Genomic DNA, 15,145 nt, shown 5'->3' with positions numbered 1-15,145 from the left:
TTCTCTTTTTTAACAAGGTCAGACTCACCCTACTATTAATTATCGCTTTCGTCTTCCTCTATGAAATCTCTTGCTCTTTCGAATGTCAGCCTTCCGAATTTTTCGCTTCTGATTTCTCTGATGACCAGTTCAGTAACTTTGTCATAATCGACTACAGCGCCTCCTGTAAGGCAGCCTCTAACTACACCGATTTTGTCAAACAACTCAACGATATCCTCTGGAATTTCTTCAAGCTGGAACCGTTCCTTTAGCCTTTCAGGATACTCTTTCTCTAAAAAGCGCAAACCAAAAATAGCGATATCCTGCAAATTAAGAATGGTGTCTTTAATCGCACCAGTCAAAGCAAGCTTTAAACCTACTTCTTGATCCTCAAATTTTGGCCAAAGAATCCCTGGAGTGTCAAGCAGCTCTAATTCTTTTCCTACTTTAATCCATTGCTGTGCTTTTGTTACACCAGGAGTGTTCCCTGTTTTTGCGATATTCTTTTTGGCAAGCCTGTTGATTAATGTTGATTTGCCTGCATTCGGAATTCCGACAATCATTGCTCTGATTGCACGGGGTCTAATTCCTTTTGCTCGCATTCGGTCGAATTTCTCTGCAAGCACCACATTAGCTAAAGCTGTGATTTCTTTCATTCCAACACCAGCCTGTGAGTTGATCGCTAATGCTTGAATGCCTTTTTCTTTAAAATAGGCAATCCATTCTTTCGTTCTTTCTCCATCTGCCATATCTGCCTTGTTCAGCAAAACAATCCTTGGCTTATGCTGGATGATCTCATCAATCATCGGATTTCTGGAAGATTGGGGAATTCTTGCATCCACCAACTCAAAAATAATGTCCACAAGCTTCAGCTTTTCTGTTACTTGTCTTCTTGCTTTGGCCATATGGCCGGGAAACCATTGTATCGTCAAAATATCCACCTCAGTTACAAGCTTGCTTTATAAGCAAAGCCTTAGTTCACTATTTGTATGTCTGTTAACGGCCAGTAAATCACGCTCGTGTTGCCAAGTACTTTCTCATAAGACACTGTCCCAATATGGCGGCTGTCTTTGCTGTCACGGCGATTATCACCCATTACGAACAGTTCTCCCTCGGGAACTGTGCTTCTGCCGATTTTATCTTCGAGTTTAAAGGATTCTGTCAGCGGTCCGTCAGTCACCTGCTTTTTGTATTCATCTAAGTACGGCTCGTCATATGCTTTTCCGTTCACATACAAAACGTCGTCCTTATACTCTATTGTATCACCAGGCAAACCGATTACTCTCTTGATATAATCCTTTCCTTCAGGGGCATGGAAAACAATGATATCAAAGCGGTTAGGCTCGCTGATTTTGTAGTTAACCTTGTTAACAATCATTCTGTCTGAATTATGTAATGTGGGCATCATCGATTCCCCGTCCACTACGATCGGAGCAAATAAAAAGGAGCGGATCACAAAAGCCAATGCTACTGCGATTACAAGCGCCTTACCCCATTCCCATATCTCATTTTTCTTTTTCTTCTTTGCCATTTCGTTCACCAATCCTTGTTTTTAGTAAGCATCTCTTCTCCATGCCTTCTAATTGTAACTGTCTTAAGTTTATTAAAAGGCTTTTTTAAACAAAATAATGCTAAAGGACAAACCCTCTCCCTTTTATTGTAGCGAAATAAAAAGTCGAAGTAAAATGCCATGGTCCGTTCCTAATTAAATTATCATGCCTAATATAAGTACGGAAGAAAAAGGGTGAATAGCCAAGTTGCAATAAAAAAGAGCTTGTTGCAAAGAACAGGCTCTTTTTTGAAAATATTATCGAATTTCTTTAATACGAGCTTTTTTACCACGTAGGTTACGTAGGTAGTAAAGTTTAGCACGACGGACTTTACCGCGGCGAATAACTTCAAGCTTCGCAATTTTTGGTGTATGAACTGGGAATGTACGCTCAACGCCTACTCCGTAAGAAACTTTACGTACTGTAAAAGTTTCGCTGATTCCACCACCACGACGCTTAATCACAACACCTTCGTATACCTGAATACGCTCACGAGTACCCTCAACAACTTTAACGTGTACACGTACAGTGTCACCAGGACGGAACGCAGGAAGATCTGAACGAAGTTGTTCTTTTGTGATATCTTCTATTAATTTTTGCATCGTTTTCAACTCCTTCCAACAGACGCTCTTGCAGTCAAATCCTTGCAGCGGAACATCGTTATAAGACTTTCATTGCAGAAATACTTCTGCTCAAGTCACAAGTGTTATCTTAACATAAATAACTTAAGACATCAATATCTATTATTTGTTTTTCTGCAATTCATTTAATAGTTTTTGCTGTTTTGCTGTGAGCGGGTAATTTTCCAGCAAATCCGGACGTCTTTCAAGTGTTCTTTTCAGCGACTCTCTTTCTCTCCATTCGTCAATATGAGCATGATTTCCTGACATGAGTGTATCCGGCACCTTCATCCCCCTGAAATCAGCAGGACGGGTGTAGTGTGGATGCTCAAGCAGTCCTGTGCTGAAGGAATCATTCACATGAGACGCCTCGCTCCCAAGTACTCCTGGAAGAAGTCTGACGACACTATCAATCACTACCATTGCTCCAAGCTCGCCGCCTGTAAGCACATAATCGCCGATTGAAATCTCATCTGTCGCTAAATGCTCGCGAATTCGCTCATCATAGCCTTCGTAATGACCGCAGATAAAAATTAAATGCTCTTCCTTAGCCAGCTCTTCCGCCTTTTTCTGTGTATAACGCTCGCCTTGAGGACACATTAGTACCACTTTCGGCTTAGTGCCGCTCTTTTTTTGCAAATCCTCAACCGCATCAAAGATCGGCTGAGGTTTAAGGACCATTCCCGCACCGCCGCCATATGGATAATCATCCACAGACTGATGCTTGTTATCAGAATAATCCCTGAAGTTAGTGACACCATAGGTCACCTTTTCTGCTTCTTTCGCTTTTTTCAATATAGAGCTGTTAAACACACCATCAAACATTTCTGGAAATAGTGTTAATACATCCACTCTCATTATGATAACAGTCCCTCCATTGGCTCGATAACAACTAACTTCTCCTTAACATCTACTTTCATAACAACTTCCTCGATATAAGGAATTAAAACTTCTTCTTTTTTACTAGTTTTGATGACCCATACATCATTCGCACCTGGTGTAAGAATTTCAGATATAACCCCTATCTCGTCTCCTTCAACTGTTACAACCTTACAGCCGATGATTTCGTGGAAATAGTATTCATTCTCTGCCAAGTCTCCTAAAAAGCTTTCAGGCACCTTTAAAGCGCCGCCTTTCATGTATTCCACCTCATTAACATTATCATAGCCCTCAAATGTCAAAAGGTTAAAGTTTTTATGAAGGCGATGTGTTTTTATTTTTAGTTCTTCTGGATCTTTTTTGCCTTCTCCAAATAGAAAAATCGTATTGCCAATCTTATATCTTTCGTCTGGAAAATCCGTCCGGGAAATGACACGCACTTCACCACGAATACCATGTGTATTAACAATCTTTCCTACATTAAACCATTTTTCCACTATTATCACCTCTAACGTATGTCTACAACTTTTCCATCTTTCAGGAGTATTGTTTTATGAAGCAAGGCCTCATCCCAAACATCTCCAACTTTTATATCAACAATGCCAGTAAGCTCTTGTTCTTTTAGTTCACTGCCCAATGGTAGTATATGTAATTGTGCTAATTGAAACTCTAGTGATTTCTTTTTTTCCTCTTTGTTGGCAAGTCTCTTGCTAATCTGCTGTTTAATAGCATTTGCAGGATGACTTTTAAGCAGCTTTTTTTCTTCAAACTTGAATTGTTCGCACTCCTTTTCAAGCTGAAGCAGCTCTTCTGTGAGTTTCTTCTCTAAGGCTTGTTTCGTTTGTTCGGTTAATATTTGTTTGACTGTGACAGTTTGGAGAATCTGCATTTTTTCCTCCTATCCATGCACTGCTATTTTTAATGCTCGCAAAGCGTCAAACGGCATCCCACCAATACGCTCCCACTTCTAGTATAAAGAATCTGCAAAGAGATATAAACAAATAAAGGAGAAGGGTTCCCCCTCCTCCTTTATTATTCGCTAATTTCTAAAACCAGCTTTTTTTGCTGCTGTGAGCCAGCAGCGTAAACAATCGTTCGAATCGCTTTAGCAACCCGCCCTTGCTTCCCAATTACCTTTCCCATGTCATTCTTGTTGACAGAAAGCAAGTAAATGATTCGATTATCCTCTTCAGTAACTTTTATCGCAACATCATCCGGAAAATCCACAAGGGGCTTAACAATCGTTTCAATTAATTCCTTCATCTTCAAACGAATTACTTACCGTTTTTGATGTTGTGGAATTTCTCCATGATACCTTCGTTAGAGAAAAGGTTACGAACTGTATCAGATGGTTTTGCACCATTTTGTAACCATTGTAGAGCTTTCTCTTCGTTGATATCCACGATAGCAGGGTTTGCTACTGGATTGTAAGTTCCTACTGTTTCAATGAAACGTCCATCACGTGGTGAACGAGAATCTGCTACTACAATACGATAGAAAGGAGTCTTTTTAGCTCCCATACGTTTTAAACGAATTTTTACTGCCATTTTAAAAATGCACCTCCGAATAGTTTCACACAAGATAGTATAATATCAATAGTTGAACAGTTTGTAAAGTGTTTTTTCTTGTCAGACTAAACATTCTGTTCAAATTAATAAAAAACCGCTTGTTAACACCCTTAAAAAGGGTTAAATGGTAATTTAAACTTGCCTTTTTTCTTGCCTTTTTGAGTCATACCCGTCATTTGTTTCATCATTTTTTTCATGTCCTCAAACTGCTTCAACAGCCTGTTCACTTCAGGAACGGTTCTGCCGCTCCCTTTAGCTATACGCTTCCGTCTGCTTGAGTTGATGATTTCCGGGTGTTCTTTTTCTGCCTTTGTCATGGAGCGAATAATCGCTTCCACATGGCTGATTTGCTTTTCATCTACTTGGAGATTATCCAAGCCCTTGATTTTGTTGGCTCCTGGCATCATTTTCAGCAGCTCATCAAGAGGCCCCATGTTACGGACCTGTCCAAGCTGTTCTAAAAAGTCATCTAAAGTAAAGGAAGCTGTTTTCATTTTCATTTCCAGCTCTTTTGCCTTTTCTTCATCGACATTCATTTGCGCTTTCTCGATTAGGCTTAGCACATCACCCATTCCAAGAATACGTGATGCCATACGCTCTGGATGGAACGCCTCTAATGCATCCATCTTTTCACCCAAACCGACAAATTTAATCGGTGTTTGTGTAACAGAACGAATAGATAACGCTGCCCCGCCTCGAGTGTCACCATCTAGCTTCGTTAATACGACACCTGTCAGTCCAAGCTGCTCGTTAAAGCTGCTTGCCACATTGACTGCATCCTGACCTGTCATCGCATCAACTACAAGGAATATTTCATCTGGATTGGAAAGCTCTTTAATTTGCTTTAACTCGTCCATCAATGCTTCATCCACATGCAGACGACCTGCAGTATCGATTAACACATAATCATGATGGTCTTCTTTTGCTTTAGCAATCGCCTGTTTCGCAATCTCAACAGGGCTGACTTGATCTCCAAGTGAAAAAACAGGGAAATCGAGCTGCTTACCAAGTGTTTCGAGCTGCTTAATAGCCGCAGGACGATATATGTCTGCCGCAACAAGCAACGGCTTTCTATTATGCTTTTTACGCAGTAAATTAGCCAATTTTCCAGTTGTAGTTGTCTTACCGGCACCTTGCAAACCAACCATCATAATGACTGTCGGCGGACGGTTGGATACAGCAATCTTGCTTTGTTCTCCGCCCATCAGCTCCGTAAGTTCTTCTTTAACAACTTTAATGACCTGCTGTCCAGGAGTCAGACTTTTCATAACCTCTTGTCCAACAGCACGCTCACTGACTTTTTTAACAAACTCTTTGACTACCTTAAAGTTAACATCCGCCTCAAGCAATGCAAGTCGGACTTCACGCATCATTTCCTTAACATCCGCCTCATTTACTTTCCCTTTTCCGCGGATCTTTTGGATCGTATTCTGCAGTCGGTCAGCTAAACCTTCAAATGCCATTGCGCCGCCTCCTTAATCTAATTTCTCCAGCTCGCAAACTGCTTCCAGCAATGCTGAAACCGAAGGAGTATCATCCTTTAATAACTCTTTTATTTGAACAAAAAGAGTATTACGCTCTTGAAACTTTTGAAGTAAGAGTAATTTATTTTCATATTCTTCCAGCATTGCCTCAGTCCGTTTAATATTATCATAAACAGCTTGACGGCTAACGTCATATTCATCAGCAATTTCACCAAGAGAATAATCATCTAAATAATAAAGAGACATGTAACTTCGTTGCTTCGGTGTCAACAACGACTGATAGAAATCAAACAGATAATTCATTCGTGTTGTTTTTTCAAGCATCGAACAATACCTCCATGTTAAGTCAAACACCTTTACACCCTTATTGTACACACCAACAAAAAAGATGTCAACAGAAAAGCGGAAGGCGACCGTTTAGCGGCGGAGAAACTGGAGGGCCTTGACTGAGATAAAGGAAACACACTGAACGTTAGTGAAGTGATGTTGACTTATCGCAGGGAGAGGACTGAAGTTTCGCAGACGCTGGTCGCCTGCAGCTGGATCAACAGAAAAGCGGAAGGCGCCTGCTTATCGGCGACTAGCATAAGACGAGGTGGCCGAGAAGGGGTGCTCTTCCCCCTTCTTGGACAGCTTGGCTTATGACCTCGAGCCGATGGCGCCTGCAGCTGGACACTGAAAAGCGGAGATGGCCTGTTTAGCGCCGTATGGACTGGAGCTCTTCGTATGAGATAAAGGAAACACGGCGAACGGAGTGAGTCGATGTTGACTTATCGCAAGGAGAAGAGGGAAGTCCATTAGGCGCTAGGCCATCGCAGCTGGATCAACAGAAAAGCGGAAGGCGCCTGCTTATCGGCGACTAGCATAAGACGAGGTGGCCGAGAAGGGGTGCTCTTCCCCCTTCTTGGACAGCTTGGCTTATGACCTCGAGCGGAAGACGACCGTTTAGCGGCGGAGAAACTGGAGGGCCTTGACTGAGATAAAGGAAACACCAAGAGCGTTAGCGATTCGATGTTTCCTTTATCATAGGGAGAAAGTGTTTCTCAACACTGTATAAAAACTACGACTGAAATAATCAAACAAAAAAAAGCCCTGCTGAAGGCTTAGGAGGGTATCCTATCTAAGCTTCAAGCAGGACTTGTATTAAGCGGGTATCCCCGCTTCATTTTTGTATCTTGATGATCTGCGCAATATCATTACGCCTGCTGTAATCAACAATACAGGGACAACGACAGAGAGAAGGGATATTACCCCAATAATAATGAATAATACACCACTTGTGCGAGGTAGCCTATTCATCATAATTATTCCGAACAAAGTTGCTGCGCATGCAATTAATGAACTGATAACAGGTAGTAGCAAGAAATTCTTCCCTGCTGTAATCATATCATCAGCAAATTCCTCGGCTGTACTTGGCATGTTCGTCAGTCCTAGATCTTCTTGGAATGTCGGATCTGCATTATATGCATCTATAAAAGAATCTCTTAGTATATCCCACTTATCAATTTGCGTATAAAGTACTATTGATATTAAGAAACCGATTAACAACAGTACGAATGCAATAATGCCTAAAATTCTTGGCGCTCTCAAATTAAGACTCATCTACAAAAATCACCTCAAGTTTTATGTATGTAACCTCTTTCACAAAAAAAGATTACACCCCTATGATAACATACTTTCTCTAGTACGTTCTTCTTATTTTTTGTTAATTATTCCAATATATAACAAAAAAAAGATCTCTTTATCAATGGTTTGACAAAAAGATCTTTAGTCCACTATATGTGGAATAAGATGATTAGGCTAGCTGTAATTCCCATCATTAGGGCACCGATTATTTTCATCCGTATTCCAGAAAGGCTGCGCAAAAATAGATTTTCCTCTTCTAATGTTATTGGATACGCTTCTTCCTCTAGCAGCCCTTTTTGTCCTAGCATATTGCCAAGATGCCATACGGAACTGCGTTGAACAAGTCGGCCTTTAATAGACAGAAACGCTCCAAACAACATGATAGTTATGAGAATCAGCTGTATGAACACATTATGTTCCTCCTTGCTTTCTTATCATATTTTGCACAGTCTTATTATCTGCCTTGCTGTTGTTTTTATAACACAAAAAAAGCTGTGCAGATATCACAGTAACGGGATGTCTGCACAGCTTTTGCTTATTCTTCCTCCGCTTCAACCAAGTTGGAAAATAAGCCGTATACATATTTTTCTGCGTCAAAGTTTTGTAAGTCGTCCATCTTTTCACCAAGTCCGACTAATTTAACTGGTATTTGCAGCTCATTGCGGATAGCTAGCACAATTCCACCTTTTGCTGTGCCATCAAGCTTAGTAAGCACGATTCCGCTTACGTTAGTCGCTTCTTTGAAAGTCTTCGCTTGAATAAGTGCATTTTGTCCTGTTGTTGCATCAAGCACTAGAAGCACTTCATGTGGAGCACCAGGGATTTCTCTTTCAATTACGCGTTTTACTTTTTCTAATTCATTCATAAGGTTAACTTTGTTTTGCAATCTTCCAGCCGTATCACAAAGGAGGATATCTGCATTTCTTGATTTTGCAGCCTGCACAGCATCGTACATAACCGCTGCAGGATCGGAGCCGGCAGCTTGCTTAATAACATCCACTCCAGCACGCTCTCCCCATACTTCAAGCTGTTCAATGGCACCTGCACGGAACGTATCTCCTGCTGCAAGTACAACCTTTTTGCCTTCTGATTTATATCGGTGGGCGAGCTTGCCGATAGTTGTCGTCTTACCGACTCCATTTACACCAACAAAAAGAATTACAGTCAACCCGTCTTGCTGAACATTTATGGCAGAAGTTTCTTCCTCACCATTTTGATAGATAGCTACTAGCTTCTCTGAAATAACGGATTGTACTTCTCTCGGATCTTGTATATTCCTTTTTTTCACTTCGCTCTTCAGTTCGTCGATTAATTCCATTACTGTCTCAAAGCCGACATCTGCTCCGATAAGAATTTCTTCTAATTCTTCAAAAAAGTCCTCATCCACTTTGCGGTATCTGGACACTAAATCATTCACTTTATCGGAGAAATTACTTCTAGTTTTTGCTAGTCCATCTTTGAATTTTTCCGTAACCGTATTTGTCTGCAGAGACATTTTTTCTTTTAGCTTTTTGAAGAAACTCATTTGATTCCCACTTTCTCATTTAAAGTTGATTGATTATGTTGCAACAAGCTCACTTGTTTCACTTAAGCGAACAGAAACAAGCTTTGATACGCCTGATTCTTGCATTGTCACACCATATAGGACATCTGCTTCTTCCATTGTCCCTTTTCGGTGTGTAATAACAATGAATTGCGTTTCACTGCTGTAAGACTTCAGATAAGAACTGAATCTGAATACATTTGCTTCATCAAGGGCCGCTTCCACTTCATCAAGTATGCAAAACGGCACGGGACGAACCTTTAATATCGCAAACAACAAGGCAATTGCAGTCAAGGCTCTTTCTCCGCCTGATAGCAAGCTTAAGTTCTGCAATTTTTTCCCTGGAGGCTGTGCGACAATCTCTACACCTGTGTTCAGTAAATCGTCTGGATTTGTCAAACGCAATGCTGCATGACCGCCGCCAAACAACCGCTGGAACACGCCTTCAAAATGGCCTTGAATTCCTTCGAACGTTTGCTGGAACCGTTTTTTCATTTCGTCATCCATTTCGTCAATTACTTGGTAAAGGGTATCTTTTGCCTCTTCCAGGTCGGTCTTTTGCTCAAGAAGAAAATCATATCTTTCAGATATTCTTTCATATTCCTCTATCGCCCCAAGGTTAACTGTTCCAAGCTCTTCCATAGCCAGCTTAATCAGCTTCACTTTTTTACGGGCATCTTCTAATTCCATTGTTAGAGGATACTCTTCCTTCGCTCCCTCAAATGTCATCATGTATTCTTCTCTTAAGTTAGTGAGTCTTGAATCAAGTTCTACATCAATTCTGTTTAATTTTACTTCCTCGTCTTTAAGAGCTTGTACCATACCACGGTGTATGCGGCGTGTTTCCTTTACATCAAGATCGAGTTCATCAAGCTGCATTTGGAGCTGCAGGCGTTCTGCGCGGCGCTCGCCAATCAACTGAATAGCAGCAGCCTTTTCCTGCTGTTTTTTTTCAGCAGCATCCTCTAGATGCTCTTCACCTGAATGACTGTCTGTCATTTCAGATGTCAGCAGCTCGAGGTCTTCCTTCACAAGCTGCCATTTAGCTTCTGACTCTTCTAAATCAGAAGTTACCGTAGCCAGCTTTTCTGTTGCGTTGGAAAGCTGTTCTTTTTTTGCAGCGAAGGCTACTCTCAACTCGCCAATAGACTCTGCAACTTGTTCTCTTGATTGGCTTTGTTGATTTTTCTGTTCGGTCAATTGAGCAATCTCCTGCTCAAGTGCTTGAATGTTTTGCACAAACTCGCCAAGCTTTTCGTTCAGAAGCATTTTCCTGTCCTTTAAAGCTTGCTGTTCATCAAGGTAATCTGCCTTATTACGATCATATTGGGACAGCTTCTCATTCATTGTTCTTTCTTCGAATTCAATCTCTCTCTGTTCATCTTTAATGGATTGAATGGAGAAACGGATATCCTCTTGCTTTAATCGCAGTTCTTCTAACGCTGCGCTTTCTTCTTGCGTGGTGTTTTTCCCTTTTTTAAGCTGGTCCTCCAACTTTAAAGATGTCTTTTCCATCTCAAAGATTTTTGTCTTCAAGTCTTCCAATTCACCTTTACGTGTAAGAATGCTCGCTGACTTTTGCTTGATGGCTCCTCCTGTCATGGAGCCGCCAGGATTAACGATTTCCCCTTCTAGCGTGACAAATCTTGACCTATATTGCAGTGCCTTTGCCATTTCATTAGCGCCTTTTAAGTCTTTTGTGATAATGACATTTCCTAATAAATTCCCCATAATGTCTTGGTACTTTGAATCATAGGCAATTAAGTCAGCTGCAACTCCGATAAAGGAGGAATGGCCTTGTACTAACCGAAGCTGAGATTCAGACAGCTTTTTGCCCTTAATAATGCTCATTGGCAAAAACGTTGCTCTGCCGTAGCCGTTTTTCTTTAAATAGGCGATTGCCTGGCGTGCATGCTGTTCTGCTTCCACAACTAGATGCTGCATGCTACCGCCTAAAGCAATTTCTATGCTGACATTATACTCTTTCGGAACGTTCATTAATTCTGCAACAGCACCATGTATCCCAGTAAGCGCCTTGTCTCTTGCCTTAAGAACTTCCTTAACACCTTGGAAAAACCCAGCATAGTCGTCCTCAAGCTCCTCAAGCATCTCTTTTCTTGATTTCGCCTGTTGAATGAACTGGTATGATTGATACAGCGATTTTTCAATTTTTTGGACTTTTGCCTTCATTTCATCCACTGCTAGCTGTTTTTGCTCGTATCCAGCAGCACTGTTTGCCAATTCTGCTTCTAATTCAGCCAATCTTGCCGTAATGCGGGCTTTCTCTGCCACAATCCGTGCTCTTTCCGACGTGAATTTTGCATTATCTTCATCTAGAAGAGAGGTTTTCCGAGTTTGTGATTCCAGCTGCTGGGTGATATAGCTGCTTTCGTTTTTTGAGGCAGCTTGTTCATTCAGCAACTCGATATAATCACTTTTCAAGGATTCAATTTTTTCTTCAAGATTAACATTATAAAGCTGCATTTTCTTTTCGTTGACTTTTAGCTCTTCCTCAATCCGGGTTGCTTCGCTCTTAAGCTGAGTCACTGAAAGAAGATGCTCCTCTTTTTGCTGCTTTAATAAAGATACTTTCTCTTCCAGCTCTGCCTTGCTTTTTTCAAGTTGCCCTCTGTTTTGTGCAGCGTTCTTTTTCCGTTCTTTCAGTACTTCTTTTCTGCCTTCAAGCTTTTCCAGTTCTTCACTTACAAGGAGCAGCACTTGCTGAAGGTCATTGATGGATTCATCCAATGCAGAAACGTCGTTCTTCCATTCTTCCATCTTAGCTTCCTTGCTTTGCAGCATAGAAAGAAGTTGGAGCTCTTTTTCCTTGTAGCCTTCAAGCTGTGCTGAAATAGCTTCGAACTTTTGATGAGCTTCCTCTATATCATGAACCATTAGCGCTACTTCAATTTGTTCAAGATTTTCCTTATGGTCAAGATACTCCTTAGCCATAGAGCTTTGAATCTTCAGAGGCTCGACTTGCCCTTCCAGCTCGTGGAGAATATCATTCACCCTGTTTAGATTCTCTTGTGTTTCTACAAGCTTGCCTTCTGCTTTCTTTTTTCTTGTCTTATATTTAAGCACACCAGCAGCTTCTTCAAAGATGGAGCGGCGATCCTCTGCCTTGCTGTTAAGGATTTCTTCCACTTTCCCTTGGCTGATAATCGAAAAAGCTTCTCTTCCAAGCCCTGAGTCCATAAATAACTCAATAATATCTTTCAGCCTGCAGGACTGCTTATTGATTAAATATTCGCTTTCCCCTGAGCGATAAACCCTTCTGGTTACACTCACCTCGTGATAGTCTAGCGGGAGAAACTGATCATCATTTTCAAGTGTTAAGGTTACTTCCGCAAAATTAACTGCCTTTCTGGAATCACTGCCCGAGAATATGACATCCTCCATCTTACTTCCTCTGAGGCTTTTGGCAGATTGTTCTCCTAATACCCAGCGAATTGCATCTGTTATATTGCTTTTACCGCTTCCATTTGGTCCCACCACTGCGGTCACACCTGGCACAAAATCCACTGCAATTCGATCAGCAAATGATTTAAAACCAACAACATCCAACCGTTTTAAAAACACTTACCTCACCTCCTAAACCCCTTTACTTTTTTGCATCATCTCTAGTTGTCTTTGGTTATTAAGAAAGCAAAGAATCAACAGTGATTTCGCTTTCTTCTTATAGGTGCTTTTATCAGTTTTTATCTGTCTTAGCATCTTTTGTCTTCAGCATAGTTAACGACATCTGTGCTGCATGCTGTTCTGCTTCTTTTTTAGAGCGTCCTGTTCCAGTTCCTAACTCCATATCATTTAAGAACACTTGGGATACGAACTCCCTGTTATGAGCAGGACCTTTTTCTTGCAGAATTCGATAGGAAATAGTCCCAACTGCGTCTCGTTGGACAAATTCCTGAAGCTGACTCTTAAAATCCATCACATGAGAAAAAGCACCGGAATTAATCTTCGGAAACACGACTTTCTCAAGGAAGACAACAACCTGCTCCAGTCCTTGATCCAGGTAAAGAGCTCCGATAAATGCCTCAAAAACATCCGCTAGAAGAGCTGGACGAGCTCGCCCTCCTGTCATTTCCTCTCCCTTGCCAAGCAAGACAAACTTGCCGAACGATTGATCATTAGCAAAAGAAACAAGTGACGGTTCACAAACAATTGCTGCCCGCAGCTTCGTCAGCTCACCTTCGCTCATCATCGGGAATTTCTTAAAGAGGAATTGAGAAACGGTAAGTTCTAATACTGCATCTCCTAGAAATTCGAGTCTTTCATTGTCTTCATGAGGCTTTCTGCGATGCTCATTCACATATGATGAATGAGTAAATGCTTGTTTTAACAATTTTTCGTTTTCAAACTGGATGCCCAGATTTTCTTGCAATTCTTTTAATTTTTTATCATTTGGACGTGTATGTCTCTTATCTTTTCCGTTGCCTCGCATTTTGCCTCCACCTTAGCACTAAGTTTACATATCAATAATAAGTTTAAGTAAAACAGATAAAAAACGCAAAGAAACTTGGAAAGTTTTTTCTCTCCAAGCCGTTCCTTTCAGATAGGCTGTCTTTTATATGCGCTTTTTGCTTATGAAATCCTTATTATTTTAAACTAACTTTCAGCCATTTGCCAGCATTTTTCTAACAGAGGCTTGTATAAGGTTCCATGCAAAAGTGCGCTGTACATTTTAATAAACTTCGACAGCATTAATTTCCCTATTTTTTTGCAATCTAAAAGCCCCGCTATTTAACGGAGCTTTTATTGGTTGGATTAACGATTACCTATGTAATTAACAGCATCTCCTACTGTTACAATCTTTTCAGCATCGTCGTCAGAAATCTCCATGTCGAACTCATCTTCAAGTTCCATAACAAGTTCTACTACATCTAGAGAATCTGCTCCTAGGTCATCTTTGAAAGAAGCTTCAGGCTTAACTTCTGACTCTTCAACTCCAAGACGATCAACAACGATTTTCGTTACGCGTTCTAATACATCTGACATTCTAGTCACCTCCCCTCAATGATTATAGAGCATTTCGAGCAAATAATAAATGCTCTTTTTATTACAAATGAAAAATATGCTGAAATAAGCTTTACGTTAAAGTATTTCTTGATTGCATCATTTTTATTAATATCAGCATATTTCAAATTTATTACATATACATACCGCCATCAATGTGGATTGTTTGCCCTGTAATATAGCCGCTCTCATCAGAAGCTAAAAATACAACTGCATTTGCGATATCATCCGGATCGCCGAATTTCGCAAGGGGAATTTGCGAAAGCATCGCATTTTTCACATCTTCTGGCAGTTTATCCGTCATATCTGTTGTGATGAACCCAGGTGCAACTGCATTTACAGTAATATTTCGTGCTGCAAGCTCTTTAGCAGTTGTTTTCGTTAAGCCGATAACTCCTGCTTTTGCTGCTACGTAGTTTGCTTGCCCGGGATTACCTGTTACACCGACAATGGAAGTAATGTTAATAATTCTTCCTTTTCTTTGCTTCATCATTTGTCTTGTAACACCCTTCGTGCAATGGAAGACGCCCTTCAAATTCGTGTTGATAACATCATCCCACTCTGATTCTTTCATGCGCATCAAAAGGTTATCTCTTGTAATACCAGCATTGTTCACAAGAATGTCCAGGCTTCCAAAGTGAGCAATTGTTTCTTTTATCATCTCAGCTACAGATTCGCCGTTTGAAACATCGCATTGGATTGCAATCGCATCTTTGCCAAGCTGTTTGATTTCCTCAACAACTTCATTAGCAAGAGCTGCACTTCCTGCGTAATTGACAGCTACGTTAGCTCCTTCTTTCGCAAGTTTTAAAGCAATCGCACGGCCGATTCCTCTAGACCCGCCTGTTACTAACGCTGTTTTACCATCTAGTTTCAT

The 15,145-nt window shown here is 40.9% G+C and carries 17 protein-coding genes; all 17 read right to left on the bottom strand.

Features of this window, described 5'->3' with window-relative positions; translation table 11 throughout:
* Window positions 1-35 precede the first annotated feature (35 nt).
* The 17 genes from ylqF to fabG all read right to left on the bottom strand — a co-directional run bounded on the left by ylqF (window position 36) and on the right by fabG (window position 15,145).
* A complete protein-coding gene (ylqF, locus tag L8T27_RS07015) occupies window positions 36-911 on the bottom strand; it encodes a ribosome biogenesis GTPase YlqF (RefSeq protein WP_237941179.1) in 876 nt (291 codons plus the stop codon).
* A 41-nt stretch (window positions 912-952) separates the two neighbouring features.
* Window positions 953-1,510 carry a signal peptidase I gene (gene lepB, locus L8T27_RS07010; RefSeq protein WP_233314417.1) on the bottom strand — a complete coding sequence of 186 codons (558 nt, stop codon included), beginning with the start codon at window positions 1,508-1,510 and terminating at the stop codon, window positions 953-955.
* Between the two features lie 276 nt (window positions 1,511-1,786).
* Window positions 1,787-2,131 (bottom strand): 50S ribosomal protein L19, encoded by a 345-nt coding sequence (rplS, locus tag L8T27_RS07005; protein ID WP_127734629.1) that lies wholly within the window; start codon window positions 2,129-2,131, stop codon window positions 1,787-1,789.
* A gap of 141 nt (window positions 2,132-2,272) precedes the next feature.
* On the bottom strand, window positions 2,273-3,007 hold the full coding sequence (trmD, locus tag L8T27_RS07000; protein ID WP_237941178.1) for a tRNA (guanosine(37)-N1)-methyltransferase TrmD: 735 nt from the start codon (window positions 3,005-3,007) through the stop codon (window positions 2,273-2,275).
* The gene (gene rimM, locus L8T27_RS06995) at window positions 3,007-3,525 is read right to left on the bottom strand and encodes a ribosome maturation factor RimM (RefSeq protein WP_233314419.1); all 519 of its coding nucleotides are present in this window, start codon (window positions 3,523-3,525) and stop codon (window positions 3,007-3,009) included. The genes trmD and rimM overlap by 1 nt, the downstream gene beginning before the upstream one ends.
* Before the next feature lie 11 nt (window positions 3,526-3,536).
* Window positions 3,537-3,917, bottom strand: coding sequence for a YlqD family protein (locus L8T27_RS06990; protein WP_237941177.1), 381 nt, complete (start codon window positions 3,915-3,917; stop codon window positions 3,537-3,539).
* 143 nt (window positions 3,918-4,060) lie between these two features.
* On the bottom strand, window positions 4,061-4,291 hold the full coding sequence (locus L8T27_RS06985) for a KH domain-containing protein (protein WP_233314787.1): 231 nt from the start codon (window positions 4,289-4,291) through the stop codon (window positions 4,061-4,063).
* 11 nt (window positions 4,292-4,302) lie between these two features.
* Window positions 4,303-4,575, bottom strand: a complete 273-nt coding sequence (gene rpsP / locus L8T27_RS06980; RefSeq protein ID WP_127734638.1) for a 30S ribosomal protein S16 — start codon at window positions 4,573-4,575, stop codon at window positions 4,303-4,305.
* A gap of 131 nt (window positions 4,576-4,706) precedes the next feature.
* Window positions 4,707-6,059, bottom strand: a complete 1,353-nt coding sequence (ffh, locus tag L8T27_RS06975) for a signal recognition particle protein (protein ID WP_233314421.1) — start codon at window positions 6,057-6,059, stop codon at window positions 4,707-4,709.
* A gap of 12 nt (window positions 6,060-6,071) precedes the next feature.
* Window positions 6,072-6,404, bottom strand: a complete 333-nt coding sequence (locus L8T27_RS06970) for a putative DNA-binding protein (RefSeq protein ID WP_233314422.1) — start codon at window positions 6,402-6,404, stop codon at window positions 6,072-6,074.
* A gap of 819 nt (window positions 6,405-7,223) precedes the next feature.
* On the bottom strand, window positions 7,224-7,682 hold the full coding sequence (locus L8T27_RS06965) for a DUF4064 domain-containing protein (RefSeq protein ID WP_237941176.1): 459 nt from the start codon (window positions 7,680-7,682) through the stop codon (window positions 7,224-7,226).
* Window positions 7,683-7,855: 173 nt separating this feature from the next.
* Window positions 7,856-8,116, bottom strand: a complete 261-nt coding sequence (locus tag L8T27_RS06960; RefSeq protein ID WP_233314424.1) for a hypothetical protein — start codon at window positions 8,114-8,116, stop codon at window positions 7,856-7,858.
* Window positions 8,117-8,241: 125 nt separating this feature from the next.
* Window positions 8,242-9,231 (bottom strand): signal recognition particle-docking protein FtsY, encoded by a 990-nt coding sequence (gene ftsY, locus L8T27_RS06955; protein ID WP_233314425.1) that lies wholly within the window; start codon window positions 9,229-9,231, stop codon window positions 8,242-8,244.
* Between the two features lie 33 nt (window positions 9,232-9,264).
* Complete coding sequence (gene smc / locus L8T27_RS06950) at window positions 9,265-12,831, bottom strand: chromosome segregation protein SMC (RefSeq protein WP_237941175.1); 3,567 nt, start codon at window positions 12,829-12,831, stop codon at window positions 9,265-9,267.
* Window positions 12,832-12,943: 112 nt separating this feature from the next.
* A complete protein-coding gene (gene rnc / locus L8T27_RS06945; RefSeq protein WP_233314427.1) occupies window positions 12,944-13,696 on the bottom strand; it encodes a ribonuclease III in 753 nt (250 codons plus the stop codon).
* A gap of 323 nt (window positions 13,697-14,019) precedes the next feature.
* Complete coding sequence (locus L8T27_RS06940; RefSeq protein ID WP_185766980.1) at window positions 14,020-14,250, bottom strand: acyl carrier protein; 231 nt, start codon at window positions 14,248-14,250, stop codon at window positions 14,020-14,022.
* Window positions 14,251-14,401: 151 nt separating this feature from the next.
* Complete coding sequence (gene fabG, locus L8T27_RS06935; RefSeq protein WP_233314428.1) at window positions 14,402-15,145, bottom strand: 3-oxoacyl-[acyl-carrier-protein] reductase; 744 nt, start codon at window positions 15,143-15,145, stop codon at window positions 14,402-14,404.

The sequence above is a fragment of the Niallia sp. Man26 genome (genome assembly GCF_022049065.2).
GTDB lineage: Bacteria > Bacillota > Bacilli > Bacillales > Cytobacillaceae > Niallia.
Note: the sequence above shows the minus strand (reverse complement) of the source record. Positions and strands in the feature narration are given on the sequence as shown.

Coding starts and splice junctions, on each gene's coding strand:
- lepB (WP_233314417.1), bottom strand. CDS start 1,510: ATGGCAAAGAAGAAAAAGAAAAATGAGATATGGGAATGGGGTAAGGCG.
- rplS (WP_127734629.1), bottom strand. CDS start 2,131: ATGCAAAAATTAATAGAAGATATCACAAAAGAACAACTTCGTTCAGAT.
- trmD (WP_237941178.1), bottom strand. CDS start 3,007: ATGAGAGTGGATGTATTAACACTATTTCCAGAAATGTTTGATGGTGTG.
- L8T27_RS06990 (WP_237941177.1), bottom strand. CDS start 3,917: ATGCAGATTCTCCAAACTGTCACAGTCAAACAAATATTAACCGAACAA.
- L8T27_RS06985 (WP_233314787.1), bottom strand. CDS start 4,291: ATGAAGGAATTAATTGAAACGATTGTTAAGCCCCTTGTGGATTTTCCG.
- rpsP (WP_127734638.1), bottom strand. CDS start 4,575: ATGGCAGTAAAAATTCGTTTAAAACGTATGGGAGCTAAAAAGACTCCT.
- ffh (WP_233314421.1), bottom strand. CDS start 6,059: ATGGCATTTGAAGGTTTAGCTGACCGACTGCAGAATACGATCCAAAAG.
- L8T27_RS06970 (WP_233314422.1), bottom strand. CDS start 6,404: ATGCTTGAAAAAACAACACGAATGAATTATCTGTTTGATTTCTATCAG.
- L8T27_RS06965 (WP_237941176.1), bottom strand. CDS start 7,682: ATGAGTCTTAATTTGAGAGCGCCAAGAATTTTAGGCATTATTGCATTC.
- ftsY (WP_233314425.1), bottom strand. CDS start 9,231: ATGAGTTTCTTCAAAAAGCTAAAAGAAAAAATGTCTCTGCAGACAAAT.
- rnc (WP_233314427.1), bottom strand. CDS start 13,696: ATGCGAGGCAACGGAAAAGATAAGAGACATACACGTCCAAATGATAAA.
- L8T27_RS06940 (WP_185766980.1), bottom strand. CDS start 14,250: ATGTCAGATGTATTAGAACGCGTAACGAAAATCGTTGTTGATCGTCTT.
- fabG (WP_233314428.1), bottom strand. CDS start 15,145: ATGAAACTAGATGGTAAAACAGCGTTAGTAACAGGCGGGTCTAGAGGA.